At 71.7% G+C, this 13,805-nt stretch carries 12 protein-coding genes; 6 read left to right on the forward strand and 6 right to left on the reverse strand.

Annotated features, from left to right (window positions below; genetic code table 11):
- Positions 1-13: 13 nt before the first annotated feature.
- Positions 14-421 carry a roadblock/LC7 domain-containing protein gene (locus tag ACIBK1_RS04370; RefSeq protein ID WP_030507694.1) on the reverse strand — a complete coding sequence of 136 codons (408 nt, stop codon included), beginning with the start codon at positions 419-421 and terminating at the stop codon, positions 14-16.
- Entirely contained in the window at positions 418-2,979 is a 2,562-nt protein-coding gene (locus ACIBK1_RS04375; protein WP_396732237.1) for a sensor histidine kinase, read from the reverse strand. Before ACIBK1_RS04375 ends, ACIBK1_RS04370 begins: the two co-directional genes overlap by 4 nt.
- Before the next feature lie 186 nt (positions 2,980-3,165).
- Between ACIBK1_RS04375 and ACIBK1_RS04380 the strand changes: the two genes are divergently transcribed.
- The 5 genes from ACIBK1_RS04380 (at position 3,166) to ACIBK1_RS04400 (ending at position 8,059) form a co-directional block, all read left to right on the forward strand.
- A complete protein-coding gene (locus ACIBK1_RS04380; RefSeq protein WP_030507696.1) occupies positions 3,166-3,978 on the forward strand; it encodes an SDR family NAD(P)-dependent oxidoreductase in 813 nt (270 codons plus the stop codon).
- Between the two features lie 212 nt (positions 3,979-4,190).
- Complete coding sequence (locus ACIBK1_RS04385; protein WP_030507697.1) at positions 4,191-4,970, forward strand: SDR family NAD(P)-dependent oxidoreductase; 780 nt, start codon at positions 4,191-4,193, stop codon at positions 4,968-4,970.
- Between the two features lie 87 nt (positions 4,971-5,057).
- Positions 5,058-6,104 carry an acyltransferase family protein gene (locus ACIBK1_RS04390; protein ID WP_030507698.1) on the forward strand — a complete coding sequence of 349 codons (1,047 nt, stop codon included), beginning with the start codon at positions 5,058-5,060 and terminating at the stop codon, positions 6,102-6,104.
- A gap of 199 nt (positions 6,105-6,303) precedes the next feature.
- Positions 6,304-6,504, forward strand: coding sequence for a hypothetical protein (locus tag ACIBK1_RS04395; protein ID WP_030507699.1), 201 nt, complete (start codon positions 6,304-6,306; stop codon positions 6,502-6,504).
- Positions 6,505-6,550: 46 nt separating this feature from the next.
- On the forward strand, positions 6,551-8,059 hold the full coding sequence (locus tag ACIBK1_RS04400) for an SPFH domain-containing protein (protein WP_030507700.1): 1,509 nt from the start codon (positions 6,551-6,553) through the stop codon (positions 8,057-8,059).
- Between the two features lie 50 nt (positions 8,060-8,109).
- On the opposite strand, the gene ACIBK1_RS04405 is transcribed toward ACIBK1_RS04400, so the two are convergent.
- Positions 8,110-8,952: a helix-turn-helix transcriptional regulator gene (locus ACIBK1_RS04405; RefSeq protein ID WP_363526310.1), complete on the reverse strand. Its 843-nt coding sequence runs from the start codon at positions 8,950-8,952 to the stop codon at positions 8,110-8,112.
- Between the two features lie 163 nt (positions 8,953-9,115).
- Between ACIBK1_RS04405 and ACIBK1_RS04410 the strand changes: the two genes are divergently transcribed.
- Complete coding sequence (locus tag ACIBK1_RS04410) at positions 9,116-10,147, forward strand: aldo/keto reductase (protein WP_396732242.1); 1,032 nt, start codon at positions 9,116-9,118, stop codon at positions 10,145-10,147.
- A 32-nt stretch (positions 10,148-10,179) separates the two neighbouring features.
- Here the strand turns inward: ACIBK1_RS04410 and ACIBK1_RS04415 are convergent, their stop codons facing one another.
- From ACIBK1_RS04415 to ACIBK1_RS04425, 3 genes are all read right to left on the reverse strand, one after another.
- On the reverse strand, positions 10,180-11,712 hold the full coding sequence (locus tag ACIBK1_RS04415) for an MDR family MFS transporter (protein ID WP_396732245.1): 1,533 nt from the start codon (positions 11,710-11,712) through the stop codon (positions 10,180-10,182).
- A gap of 114 nt (positions 11,713-11,826) precedes the next feature.
- Entirely contained in the window at positions 11,827-12,486 is a 660-nt protein-coding gene (locus ACIBK1_RS04420) for a response regulator transcription factor (RefSeq protein ID WP_076436220.1), read from the reverse strand.
- Positions 12,474-13,793: a sensor histidine kinase gene (locus tag ACIBK1_RS04425; RefSeq protein WP_051761639.1), complete on the reverse strand. Its 1,320-nt coding sequence runs from the start codon at positions 13,791-13,793 to the stop codon at positions 12,474-12,476. Before ACIBK1_RS04425 ends, ACIBK1_RS04420 begins: the two co-directional genes overlap by 13 nt.
- Positions 13,794-13,805: the final 12 nt, after the last annotated feature.

Here is a 13,805-nt window from a genome sequence, read left to right on the forward strand (position 1 = left end):
GTGGCCACCCATCTCATGGGGAGATCCGCCGCGGGTTGGTGGAGATGTGCTGGCCCACCCGCTTGACCAGCATCGCCATCTCGTACGCGATGTGCCCGACGTCGGCGTCGGAGGCGGCCAGCACGGCCAGGCAGGTGCCCTGGCCGGCGGCCGTGACGAACAGGAAGGCGGCCTCCATCTCCACGATGGTCTGCCTGACCTCGCCTCCGCCGAAGTGTCGTCCCGCCCCCCGCGCCAGGCTCTGGAACCCGGCGGCAACCGCGGACAGGTGCTCCGCGTCCTCCCGGCTCAGCCCTTGGGAGGCCCCAACGACGAGACCGTCGGTGGAGAGGATCACCGCCTGGCGGACGGCGGCGACCCTGCTGATGAGATCGTCGAGCAGCCAGTTCAGTTCGCCGGTCGACGTCGCTTTGCCGGTCATTCGTCACCCTTCTCGCCGTGCATGTTGTGTGCGTGGTCGCCGGGTGCGGCCCCACCCGGCTGATCGGAGTCCTCCCGACCTCTAAGCGCGCCGCGCTGGAAGGCGCTGAACATCGCCCTGGCCTCCTCCGGCGACCGCTCTTCCACGGTCGGGGCGGACAGCGGCGGCGTCTGCGGACCCGTCTCCTGGGACTGGGTGCGAAGCTGCGGGGCGATGTTGGCCTGGCGGACCCTGCGCGGCAGGCCGGCGTGGGTGCCGTTGGAGACGGGGCCTCTGGCCCGTTGTCTGCTCGTCCGCTGCGCCAGGCCGTTCGCCGCCACCCCTGTGGCGGCGGTCGCCGGCTCGGCGGACGGGGCGACGGAGGGCGAAGCGGAGGGAACGGCCGCCTGGCGCGGGTTCTCGAAGCCGGAGCCGGGAGACCGCGAGGAGAGGTCGTCGCGCGTGGCGGAGGGCACGGCCTCGGTCCGCAGGGCGGCCGGCGTGAAGAACGGGGACGGTTCGGACGCGCCCGTGCGCTCCTCCCGGTCCTCCGCCTCCCCGGAAGCCTCTCCGGGGACGTCCTTCGCGATCTCCCCGACGAGCGTGCGGCCTTCGCGGGGCTCACCGGCGGCGGAGCCGCGCAGCCCGAGGTCGGCCTGGAGCGTGTCGTTGAGCGAGATGTCGGTGTCGTGACCGCCGGCCGCCAGCGCGGGCTTCGCGTGGGCGCCGCGCGGGGGCGGACCCGCCAGCGCCGCGGGCGAGCCTTCCTCCACCACCAGCGTCCGGGGGATGAGCACGATCGCGGTCGTCCCGCCGTACGGCGAGCCGCGCATGACCACCCCGATCTCGTGCCGGGCGGCGAGCTGGCCGACGACGAAGAGCCCGAGCCGGTCGCTGTCCGCCAGGTCGAACTCCGGCGGGTCGGCGAGCCGCGCGTTGATCTCGTCGTACTCCTCGGGCGTCAGCCCGAGACCGCGGTCCTCGATCTCCACCGCGAGCCCGTTGGCGACGACCTCACCGCGCACCTCCACCCTCGTCTGCGGAGGCGAGAAGATCGTGGCGTTCTCCAGCAGCTCGGCGATCAGGTGCACCACGTCGGCCACGGTCGCGCCGGCGATGGCGACGTTCGGCATCGGGGCCGTCGAGATGCGGGTGTAGTCCTCGACCTCGGAGATCGCGGCGCGGACCACGTCGATCAACGGCACCGGCTTGCGCCACGCCCGTCCGGGCGCGGAGCCGGACAGGATGATCAGGCTCTCCGCGTGGCGGCGCATGCGGGTGGTCAGGTGGTCGAGCCGGAAGAGGTCCTCCAGGCTCTCCGGGTCCTCGGCACGGCGCTGCATCGTGTCGAGGAGTGTGAGCTGGCGGTGCAGCAGGGTCTGGTTGCGGCGGGCCAGGTTGAGGAAGACGTGGCTGACGCCGCGGCGGAGGGCGGCCTGGCCGACGGCGGCCTCCACCGCCGTGCGCTGGACGGAGCTGAACGCGCGCGCGACGTCCTCGACCTCGTTGGAGCCCGTCGCCTTGATCGGGGGCGCCTCCGCCTCGACGTTGACGTCCTCGCCCCGCCGCAGCTTGTCGACGACCTGCGGCAGCCGTGAGACGGCGAGTTCGAGCGCGGCGTCGCGCAGCCCGGCGAGGTCGCGGGCGAGACGGCGGCCGAACCGGACGGAGAAGATGATCGTGGCGACGATCACTATGAGGCCGAGCCCGCCGGCGACCAGGATGCGGAGCATGATCCCGGTGGCGACCGATGTGGCGGAGACGTTGAGCGCGTCCGAGGCCTTCACCCGGGCCGAGTCGAGCCGGAGGATCATCTGGTCGACGGTCGGCGACCACTTCTCGGCGTCCGCGGGGAGCGGGCCGCCGGAGCGCACCTGGTTGACGATCTGGTTCTCCAGGGCGGTGAACCGGTCGAACAGCGGCGAGGTGAGCACCTGCTCGTACGGCGCCCGCATGTCACCGCTGAGGACCGGCCGGTTCTTGCCGTAGAGGAACCGCCGGGTGGCGACCCACTCGCTGAAGGCGTTCTGCTCGGCGCCCGTCATCGTGCCGCTGGCGAGCGCCCCGCGCACGAGGGCGTCCTCACGAGTGATCATCTCGTGGGCGTTGCCCATCCCCTGCATGGCGCTGGCCTGCTGGAAGGTGGCCAGGTCGGGCACCGAGACGAGCCGCTCGTAGAGCGCGAACAGGTCGTCCATGATCGTGTTGTACGAGGTGATCGCCGTCAGCCTGTCGGTCCTGCCGAGCGAGACGCCCTCCCGGATCGTGGGCAGGCGTTCGAGGGAGGACAGCAGGGACTCCATGGGCGCCAGGAGCTCGTCGCTCATGGCGTTGCGGGTCGCCCTGTCGTCGGCGGACTTCTTGAACCTGTCCGCGGCGGCGGTGGTCTTGGCCTGCTGGGCGGTGAGCGCGGCCGACGTCGTCTGGCCGCTGCTGAGGACGCCGGCGGTCAGCGCGCGTTCGGCCTGGATCTGGGTGCCCAGGTCGGTGGAGGTCACTCCAATGGTGTCGTACAGCGTCTTGGAGTTCAGGAGGACGAGGCCGTCCCCGACCGTGAGTTTTAGGGCAAATCCCCACATAGCACTCAACATGAGCAATGGCAGGAGCAGCAACAAGAAGATCTTGAACCGAATCGACCGGTTTCTCGAACCCATAGCCACTCCTGCATTGCTGGAGGCTCGCGCCGCATTTATGGGGGAATGCACCTCCGGAAGATCGCACAGAAGGCTAGCACCGATACAGTTCTGGCGCAGTGGGAGGAACTGATGATTACAGTGATCACTGGGGCTGGTGCCGGAATCGGTGCAGCTTCTGCCCTTGATCTCGCCCGGCGAGGTCACCAAATCGTGCTCGTCGGACGTACCCCGGAGAAGCTCCGCGCCGTCGCGGACCGCGCGGAGCAGGCCGGCGGCAGCCGTCCGGACATGCTCCTCGCGGACTTCTCCTCCCTCGATGAGGTGCGCGGGCTGGCGGCGGAGCTGCTGGCGCGGTACGAGCGCATCGACGTGCTGGTCAACAACGCCGGCGTGATGACGCCCGACCGCCGGACCACCGCGGACGGCAACGAGTGGATGATGCAGGTCAACCACCTGGCGCCGTTCCTGCTGACGAACCTGCTGCTCGACCGGCTCACGGCGTCGTCCGCCAGGGTCGTCACCACCTCGTCCCGGGCGGGGAAGACGGGCCGCCTCGACCCGGCCGACCTGTCCAGGGAGCGGCGGCGCTGGAACGGCTGGCTGCAGTATGGCGACTCCAAGCAGGCCAACGCGCTGTTCACCGTGTCGCTCGCCGAGCGGGGCCTGGCCGCCACGTGTCTCCACCCCGGGGTGCTCAAGACCTCGTTCGCCGAGGGCACGTTCTTCATGAAGCTGGTGTGGCTCCTCCCGGGCATGGGCGAGCCGCCGCAGGCCGGAGCCGAGCGCATCGTCCATCTCGCCACCCACGCCGACGGCGTCGATCACCCGGGGCGGTATTTCGTCAAGAACGCTCCCGTACGGGCGCCGGAGAGGATGTCGGACCCCGCCCTCGCCGCGGCCCTGTGGGACGCGAGCCTGGCGGCCACCGGGCTGTCCGCCTGAAGGAGCGCCGGCGGGCTGTCCGCCCGTAAGCGCCGTCGGCTGCCCGCCCGCAAGCGCGCCCTGCCTGGTATCGGCGGTCCCAGGAAGACGGGTCATCTGGCTGCTCACCCGGTCGTCTCCGCATCCTGGAGTCACGGATGCGGAACACGACCCGGCTCCACGAGAGCCGCACTCCGGCCCCCGCGGCCGGGCAGGGAAAGGGAACAGCAGTCATGAGCACGCTCGCACTCGTCACCGGCGCCACCTCGGGAATCGGCAGGGCCTTCGCCGAGCGGCTGGCCGCCCTCGGCCACGACCTGGTGATCGTGGGCCGGCGGAAGGAGCGCCTGGAGGAGTTCGCCGCCTCGCACCCCGAGGTCGGGGTGCGGACGGTGGCCGCCGACCTGTCGACCGACGAGGGCATCGACACGGTCGCCGAGATCTGCGCGGCCGAGCCGCTGACCACGCTCGTGAACAACGCCGGGGTGTCGCACTACATGCCGCTCGACGAGCTCCCCGCCGCCAAGGCCAGGGAACTCGTGCACGTCAAGGTCGTCGCCCCGACGATGCTCACCCGCGCCGCCGTCGCGGGCATGCGGGAGCGGGGCGAGGGCGCGGTCGTCAACGTGGCCGGGATGATCGCCTTCAGCGGTCCCGCGCCGCACTCCCAGATGCCCCGCAGGGCCGTCTACGCCGGGACCCTGGCCCACCTCGTCGCGATGTCCCAGACCCTGAGCGCGGAGCTCGAAGGCACGGGAGTCGCCGTGCAGGTGCTGTGCCCCGGCGTGGTGGCCACCGAGTTCCACGAGCGTCAGGGCCTCGACCTGAGCGCCGTGCCGCGCATGAGCGCCGACGACGTCGTCACGGCGAGCCTGCGCGGCCTGGAGCTGGGCGAGACCGTCTGCGCTCCCGGCGTCGAGGACGCCGGACTCCTGGACGCGGTCTTCCGGGCCGAGCTCGCCGCCTTCGGCGGCCAGAGCCACCGGCTCGCCACGCGCTACCGCGCCGCCTGATCCGCCCGGGCGGGCGTGGGAAGAGTTCGGGGAGTGTTCGCCCGCGGTTGCGCCGGTGCTCACGGCGGGTGACTAGGGTCCGGCCGCATGACCGTGATCGCCCCCGCCCGCCCGTCCGGCAGGTCCGCCGCCCGCGACCCCCTGCTGGACAACGCCAAGTTCCTGGCCATCGTGCTCGTCGTTTCCGGGCATCTCGTCGAGGATCTGCGGGACGTCCCCGCGGCGCATGCGCTCTACTTCTTCGTCTACCTCTTCCACATGCCGCTCTTCATCGTCGTCAGCGGCTATTTGTCCCGTAATTTCACGTTTTCTCCGGGTAAGGCGCGCAAGCTCATCAGTGGCCTCGCGGTGCCGTACGTCATCTTCGAGGTGGCCTATTCGCTGCCCCGCTTCTTCTTGTACGGCAAGCTCGAGATCAGCCTGCTCGACCCGTACTACCTGACCTGGTTCCTGATGTCGCTGTTCCTGTGGCGGCTGTCCACGCCGGTCTGGCAGCAGTTGCGCCACCCTCTGGTGATCGCGGTCGGGCTGTGCCTGCTGTCCGGCACCAGCGCCCTGCCCGACGAGTTGTCGATGAACCGCACCCTCGGCCTGCTGCCGTTCTACGTGCTCGGCCTCATGCTCACTCCGGAGCACCTCGACCTCCTGCGCGGTCGCCGGGCGAGGATCGCGGGCGGGGCCGTCCTGGCGGCGGCGCTCGCCGCCGCGTTCGCCGTGCACACGCTCGTGCCGACGGAGTGGATCCGCTGGCGCCACTCCAACCACCAGATCGGCGTGGACGACCTGACCGGCACGCTGATCCGGCTCGCCCTGCTGGCGGCCGGCGCCCTGCTGGTGGCGGCGTTCCTGGCGGTCGCGCCGAGCCGCCGCACCTGGTTCACCGGCCTGGGCGGCGCCACGATGTACGCCTACCTGCTGCACGGGTTCGCCGTGAAGGTCGCCGAGCGCTTCCACGACGTCCTCGTCAACCCGCTGGGCGTGACCGCCATGGCGGTCCTCGGGGTCGTCCTCGCGGCCCTGCTCTGCACGTCCCCCGTGCGCAGGGCGTTCCGGTGGGCGGTGGAGCCCGACGTCTCCTGGGCCTTCACCCGGCTCCGCCGGCCCGGGAAGAGGGAGCCCGCCGCGCCGGCCTAGTAGTCGTGTACGGATCGTGCCGCCTGACGGAACTTCTGGGGTGATCTCCCCGTTCTGCCAGGTGATGGTGCGAAGTAGGGCGAATTGCGCGGCCGGCGGGGCTGGGAACGGAAAACGGCTCTGTCACGGCACGGTGATACGGGGTAACCTGCGCATTCGCGGTGCAGCCAGGAGCGGTGAAAACGACGGGGTGACGCGGGTGGTCGGCAGACAGGGCAGGGTCACGGGCAGGATCGGCCCCGGTCTTGTCGGCGAGGTGATGGTGCCCATCCGCGGGGGTGTCGAGGCGTTCTACGCCTATCCGAGCATTCCGGACGAGGAGATCCCAGTGGGGTCCATCGTCGTCGTCGTGGAGTATTCGCCCCCGCGCACCGTCTATGTCGCTCGCGCGGTCGTCTGACTCGCTCCCTCCCCCACTCCTTTCCCCCCACCACACGGAGGCTCCCATGTCAACGGAGATCCTGGTCGTGGGCGGTGTGGCCGTCGTCGCCGTCATCGTCCTCATCCTCCTGTTCAAGGCCATCTGGCGGGTCGCCGAACCGAACGAGGCACTGATCATCTCGGGTCTCGGTGCGCACACGAAGAACGAGCTGGCCGACAGTCTCGGCTTCAAGATCGTGACGGGCAAGGGCACCGCCGTGCTGCCCGGCTTCCAGACCGCCCGGCGGCTGCGGCTCGACAGCCGGGCCACGAACCTCCAGGTCAACTGCGTGACCCAGCAGGGCATCCCGGTCCAGGTGCGCGGCGTGATCATCTACAAGGTGGGCGACGACTTCACCAGCATCGCGAACGCCGCCCGGCGCTTCCTCGACCAGCAGGACTCGATGAACGGCGCCATCCACGAGCTGTTCACCGGTCACCTGCGCTCGATTATCGGCAACCTGACCGTCGAGGACCTCATCCTCAACCGCGAGCGGCTCACCAGCGAGACCCGCAGCTCCGCGGCCGACGAGATGAGCAAGCTCGGCCTGGTGGTCGACTCGCTGCAGATCCAGGAGATCGAGGACGAGACCGGCTACATCACGAACCTCGGCAAGCCGCACGCCGCGAAGATCGCCGCGGCCGCCCGCATCGCCGAGGCGCAGCGCGACCAGGAGGCCACCGAGGCCGAGCAGGTCGCGGCCGCCAAGAAGGCCGCCGCCGTCCGCGAGTCGCAGATCCAGCAGGCCGGATACCAGGCGGAGGTGGACCAGGCGGCGGCCAAGGCCCGGCAGGCAGGACCGCTGTCGGAGGCCACCGCGCGGCAGGAGGTCGTCGTCCAGGAGACCAGGGCAGCGGAGCTGGAGGCCCAGCTCGCCGAGCAGCGGCTCCAGTCGCAGGTTCGCAAGCCCGCCGACGCCAAGGCGTACGAGACCGTCACGCTGTCCCAGGCCGAGCGCGACGCGCGCATCGCCCAGGCCGAGGCGGAGGCCAGGGAGACCGAGCTGCGCGCAGCGGCCCAGGCGTCCCAGGTGAAGCAGGCGGCGGCGGCCGACGCCGAGTCGGTGCGGGTGCGCGGTGAGGCCGCCGCGTCGGCGACCAAGGCGACCGGTCTGGGCGAGGCGGAGGCCGCCAAGGCGCGGGGTCTCGCGGAGGCCGAGGCGGCCAAGGCCAAGGGTCTCGCGGAGGCGGAGGCCGCCAAGGCCAAGGGTCTGGCCGAGGCCGACGCGATCAGGGCCCGGTCCGAGGCGCTGCGCGAGAACCAGGAGGCCGTCATCGCGCAGCAGCTCGCCGAGAACTGGCCGCAGATCGTGGAGGCCGGCTCCAAGGCGTTCGGCAACGTCGACCACATGGTGGTGCTCAACGGCGCCCAGGGCATCGAGGAGATGCTGGCCAAGGCGCTCACGCTCGGCGGCACCGGCCTCGGCCTGGCCCGCTCCCTGCTGGCCGGCGGCGCCCCCGCCGCGGCCAAGGACGGCGCGAGCGTCAACGGCGCCGAGCCCACCACGAAGAACGCCATCGACGCCGCCTCCTGACGGCCCGCGTTCGTCCCCGTCCCTTCGGACGGGGACGAACGTCTCGTGGTTCAGCCGCGGATCATGTCCTGGAGGCCGACCACGCGCAGCAGCTCCAGCCGCTCGTGGGACTCGCTCCCCGGGCGGGCGGTGTAGACGACCAGCCGCTGGTCGTGCTCCGGGCTCAGCATCACCTCGCAGTCCAGCTCCAGCAGGCCGACGACCGGATGCTGGAAGCGCTTGACGTCGGCGCGGCGTACGGCGACGTCGTGGGCGTTCCACAGCGCGGAGAACTCCTCGCTGCGGGCGCGCAGCCGGCGTACGAGCTCTGCCAGCCGGGCGTCGTCCGGGCGGCGGGCGGAGGTGGCGCGCAGATCCGCCACCGCCGTGCGGGCGGCGTGGTCACGGTCCTCAACCGGGAAGAGCTCCCGCGCGGACGGGTCGGTGAAGTAGCGCCAGATGACGTTGCGCTCCGCCTCAGGGCGGGCGGACGCGTCACCGTGAAGTGCTTTGTCCATCGAATTCTGCGCGAGGACGTCGCCGCGGTCGTTCACCACCTGGGCGGGCGTGTCGATCAGCCGGTCGAGGATGAGCAGCAGACCGGGCCGGACGTGCTCCGTGGCCGGCCGGTCCCGCGGCGGCTCCTCACCGGCCAGGTGGAAGAGGTGGTCCCGTTCGTCGCCGGTCAGCCGCAGCGCGCGGGCGACGGCGGCGAGCATCTGGCGGGACGGGTGCGAGCCCCTGGCCTGTTCGAGCCGCGTGTAGTGGTCGGTGGACATGCCCGCCAGCTGCGCGACCTCCTCGCGGCGCAGTCCCGGGGTGCGCCGCCGCGCGCCGTGCGACAGCCCCACGTCGGCAGGGGCGACTCGGGCGCGGCAGTGACGCAGGAAGTCGGCCAGTTCGGTTCTGTCCACACCCTTCACCATGCCCCTCACCATGCCCCGGTGCGCCGGAGGTTGCCAGGGACGGCCTGTCCCCGGATAAGGGCGTCTCTCCCGCCCACGCCCGCGCCGCCGGAAGCTGGGAGCCGGGTTCGCCGACGCTACGGACGACCCGGACTGTTAAACGAAGGAAGGCATGGTTCGCATGCAGTACCGCACGCTCGGCCGCACCGGTATCAAGGTCAGCCCCTATGGGCTCGGCGCACTGATGTTCGCCACGTCCATCGGCAACCCCGATCCCGGCGACTCGGCCCGCATCATCCACAAGGCGCTGGACGCGGGGATCAACCTCATCGACACCGCCGACGTCTACGGCGACTCGGAAGAAATCGTCGGCAGGGCGCTCAAGGGACGGCGGGACAACGTCGTGCTCGCGACCAAGGTGAGCCGCCCCGTCGGTGACGATCCCAATCAGCAGGGCGCCTCGCGGCGCTGGATCATGACCGCCGTCGAGAACTCGCTGCGCCGCCTCGGGACCGACCACATCGACCTCTACCAGATCCACCGGCCGGACCCCGCCACGGACGTCGAGGAGACGCTCTCCGCGCTCTCCGACCTGATCCACAGTGGGAAGGTCCGTGCGATCGGGACGTCCGCCATGCCGGTGTCCGACATCGTCGAGGCCCAGTGGGTCGCTGAGCGGCGCGGCCTGGAGCGGTTCCGCACCGAGCAGCCGCCCTACTCGCTGCTCAACCGCGGCATCGAACGCGAGGTGCTGCCGGCCGCGCAGCGCTACGGAATGGGCACGCTCGTGTGGGGCCCGCTCGGGCAGGGACTGCTCACCGGACAGGTCCGCAAGGGGCGGCAGAACGAGCTCCGCCGCGCCGGCCTCCTCAAGCACGTCAACGACGAGCACCGCATCGAGGTCGTCGAGCGGTTCGTCTCGCTCGCCCAGGAGGCGGGTATGCCGCTGACCCACCTCGCCATGGCCTTCGCCATCGCTCATCCCGGCGTGACCAGCGCCATCATCGGGCCGCGCACGATGAGCCACCTCGACGACCTGCTCGCGGGCGTGGACGTCGCTCTGACCGACGACATCCTCGACCGGATCGACGCGATCGTCCCGCCCGGCACCGACGTCGGCGTGCTCGACCAGGCGTACGTGCCGCCGGCTCTCCAGCAAACGAGCCTGCGCCGCCGCCCCCTCGGCGAACGCACGGCCGCCTGACAGCTCGGCCGCCTGACGTCCGGGGCGCTCGGTCAGTCGAACGTCAGCTCGGTCGTACGGCGGGGCATGAGCAGCAGCGCGGCGACGCTGAGCACGGCCACGACGACGAGCGCGATGAAGATGTGGTGGACCGCGTCGTACAGCGCGCCCCTGACGAAGGACGCGGTGGCCGAGTGGGCCGCCGCGCCCTGGGCCTTCAGCACCAGGCTCGTGGCGTCGAGGCTGTCCGGCAGCCGTCCCGCGACGTCGGCGGGCGGGTGGGCGAAGCGGTCCGACAGCGTCGCGTTGGAGATGGCGCCGAGCACCGCGGCCCCGACCGTGCTGCCGAGCGAGCGGCAGAACATGTTGGTCGCGGTGACCACGCCGCGACGCTCCCAGCCGACGACCGACTGCACGGCGACCATCGTGGGACTGGCCGACAGCCCGAGACCGACGCCGACGACGAAACAGGCGGCCGCGACCTGCCAGATCATGGCGTCCTGGCCGAGCAGCGCGCACAGCACGGCGCCGGCCACCACCACGACGATGCCGATCAGCGCGGTGTCGCGGAACCCGATGCGCATGTAGAAGCGGCCGGAGAACGTCGCCGCGAGGGGCCAGCCGACGGTGAGCGCGGCGAGGGCGAAGCCCGCCACCAGCGCGCCGGTGCCCAGCACGCCCTGCGCGTACGTCGGTACGTAGGAGGTGAGCCCGATCGTGAGGGCGCCGATGCCGAGGGAGGTCAGGTTGCCGCCGGTCAGCGTCCGGCGGCGGAACACCCACAGGGGCAGCACCGGCTCGGCCGCGCGACGCTCCACGAGCACGAAGGCGGCGATCAGGAGGAGGCCCGCCGCGAAGATCAGCAGGCTGGGCGCCGAGTTCCAGTCCCAGGCGACGCCGCCCTCCAGCAGGCCGAGGATGAGCAGGGAGGAGCCGCCGGTGAGCAGCACGGCGCCCGTGTAGTCGATCCGGTGGGAGCCCCGCTTCACCTGCTCCTTGAAGCGCCGGGCGAGCATCCAGGTGGCCACCGCGCCGAGCGGCAGGTTGATGAAGAAGATCCAGCGCCAGGAGACGTACTCGGAGAAGATGCCGCCGAGCGTCGGGCCGACCACCGCCGAGATGCCCCACACGCTGGCGAGGTAGCCCTGGACGCGGGCCCGCTCCTCGACCGTGTAGAGGTCGCCGGCCATCGTCATGCTGATCGGCTGCACCGCTCCGGCTCCGATGCCCTGGATCGCGCGGAAGGCGATCAGCGCGGGCATGCTCCAGGCCACCCCGCACAGCACCGACCCGAGCAGGAACACCCCGATGCCGAAGAACATCACCGGCTTGCGCCCGAGCACGTCGGCGAGCTTGCCGTAGATGGGCACGGTCACGGCCTGCGTGAGCAGGTAGATCGAGAACAGCCAGGGGAACTGGGAGAACCCGCCGAGGTCGGTGACGACGGACGGCACCGCGGTGGCGATGATCGTGCTGTCCAGCGCCACCAGTGCGGTGCAGAGCATGATGGCGGCGAGCACGGGACCGCGCTCCGACCGTAGCCCGATGCCTTTCGATGCCGTCGTCGCGGTCGACTTCGTGGTCACGTGAGGGGCTCCCCTGTCCGGCGTGCACGTACGCGGGACCCGCCCGCCCGAGGGCGGAAGAGTCCCGGAACAGCGCAACTATCGCAAACCGCCCGGCATTCCAGCGCTGCGGCGTCAGCCGCGGCGCTGGGTCTCCTCCAGGTAGCGCAGGACGGCCGTGACCCTCCGGTCCGCCCGGTCGGTGGGCGCCAGGTCGAGCTTGGCGAAGATGCTGCGGATGTGCTTGTGGACGGCGCCTTCGCTGACGAAAAGCCGTTCCGAGATGGCGGTGTTGCCCAGCCCCTCGGCCATCAGGGCGAGCACGTCGCGTTCCCGGGCGGTCAGCCGTTCCAGCCCGCTGTCGGAGCGGGTGCGCGTGAGCAGCTGTGCGACGACCTCGGGGTCGATGGCCGTGCCTCCGGCGGCGACCCGGTGCAGGGCGTCGAGGAACTCGCCGACGCGGCCGACCCGCTCCTTGAGCAGATATCCGAGCCGGTCGGTTCCCGCGGCGAGCAGCTCGGTGGCGAACGCCTGCTCGACGTAGGCGGACAGCACGAGCACCGCCAGGCCGGGCTGACGACGCCGGGCCTCCACGGCCGCCGCGATGCCCTCGGTGGTGTGGGTCGGAGGCATCCGGACGTCGACGATGGCCACATCGGGCCGGTGGGCGTCGACGGCCGCCAGGAAGGTGTCCGGGGAGTCGGCCGTGGCCACCACGTCCAGGGACTCGGCGCGCAGCAGCAGCGCGACCCCCTCACGCAGCAACGGGTCGTCCTCGGCTATCACGATCCGCACGGCAACTCCACGTCGATGGTGGTCGGCCCGCCAGGCGGGCTGGTCAGGGTGAGGCGTCCGTCGTGCGCCTCGATCCGGCCGCGCATGCCGGTGAGCCCCGAGCCGTGCCGCTCGTCCGCGCCGCCGACGCCGTCGTCCTCGATCCGCAGGCACAGCCGGCCGCCCTCACGCCGTACGGTCACGGTGGCCTGCCGGGCCCGGCTGTGCCTGGAGATGTTGGTGAGCGCCTCGGCGCTCACGAAGTAGGCGGTGGCCTCGATGGAGGCGGCGCACCTGCCGGGCGCGTCGACGTCGACCCGGCACGGCACCGCGCAGTTCGCCGCGAGCCCGGCGAGCGCGTCGGCGAGCCCCCGGTCGGCCAGCACGGGCGGCAGGATGCCGCGGACGACCGTACGGAGCTCGGCCAGTGCCTGCTCGGCGGTCTCCTGCGCGCGTTCGAGCATGTCCTCCGCACCCGGCCGGTTCTGGGACAGCGCGCGGCGGGCCGCGCCGAGCAGCACGGTGACGGCGACCAGCCGGTTCTGGGCCCCGTCGTGCAGGGAGCGCTCGATCCGCCGCAGCTCCGCGGCGTGGGCGTCCAGCGCCGCCGCGCGGGTGGCCGACAGGTGCGCGACGCGCAGGGACAGGTCCATGTCCGCGGTGGGCGCCAGCAGCCGGCGTCCCGGCCACGCCTGCAACCGGGCCATTCCTTTCCCGAGCGCCAGGAAGCAGACGGCCAGCCCCACGCCGAGGAGCGCGACCGCCCAGGCGTCGGCGTCGTCGTGCACGTCCCAGAACACCGGTGTCGGGGCGGGGTCCTCCACGGGGAGCGTCCGCCACCACAGCGGGTACGTGACGTCCTGCACGGCGTCCACCACCAGGGTCAACGCCGCGAGGCCGAGGAACAGGCCGAGCGTGGCGTGCACGAGGAGCCAGCACAGCTCCCGCCGTACGGCCCGATCGGCGAGGGCCGCGCGTACGCCGGCGGGTGCGGGCCCCAGACCGACGATCTCCGGCCCCCAGAGGGACAACCGGCTGCGCTCCCGTTCGGCGACGGACCGTACGGCACGCGGCACGGTGGGCGCCAGGAGCAGGCCCAGGCCGATCACGCAGGTGAGCGCGACCAGGACGAGCCACGCCAGACCGGCGAGCGCCAGCAGCGCGGTGCCGAGACCGCCGACGAGGTGCTCGAACGCGTCGAAGAGGTCACGGGCGCGTGCGGCGACACCCCTCCGGCCGCCTGGCCGGGCGTCCGTCCGGTCGTCTGTCCGGTCGTCCTGCCGGCCGTCGCGCCGGGTTTCCGCCGGCTTCCGCTGGCGCGCCGCCATGATGCACCCCCT

The organism is Microbispora rosea (assembly GCF_044460045.1).
GTDB classification, from domain to species: domain Bacteria; phylum Actinomycetota; class Actinomycetes; order Streptosporangiales; family Streptosporangiaceae; genus Microbispora; species Microbispora rosea.

Excerpts from the sequence above, each read along its gene's own strand:
- ACIBK1_RS04385 (WP_030507697.1), top strand. The coding sequence starts at position 4,191 with ATGAGCACGCTCGCACTCGTCACCGGCGCCACCTCGGGAATCGGCAGG.
- ACIBK1_RS04400 (WP_030507700.1), top strand. The coding sequence starts at position 6,551 with ATGTCAACGGAGATCCTGGTCGTGGGCGGTGTGGCCGTCGTCGCCGTC.
- ACIBK1_RS04370 (WP_030507694.1), bottom strand. The coding sequence starts at position 421 with ATGACCGGCAAAGCGACGTCGACCGGCGAACTGAACTGGCTGCTCGAC.
- ACIBK1_RS04425 (WP_051761639.1), bottom strand. The coding sequence starts at position 13,793 with ATGGCGGCGCGCCAGCGGAAGCCGGCGGAAACCCGGCGCGACGGCCGG.
- ACIBK1_RS04375 (WP_396732237.1), bottom strand. The coding sequence starts at position 2,979 with ATGTGGGGATTTGCCCTAAAACTCACGGTCGGGGACGGCCTCGTCCTC.
- ACIBK1_RS04380 (WP_030507696.1), top strand. The coding sequence starts at position 3,166 with ATGATTACAGTGATCACTGGGGCTGGTGCCGGAATCGGTGCAGCTTCT.
- ACIBK1_RS04410 (WP_396732242.1), top strand. The coding sequence starts at position 9,116 with ATGGTTCGCATGCAGTACCGCACGCTCGGCCGCACCGGTATCAAGGTC.
- ACIBK1_RS04390 (WP_030507698.1), top strand. The coding sequence starts at position 5,058 with ATGACCGTGATCGCCCCCGCCCGCCCGTCCGGCAGGTCCGCCGCCCGC.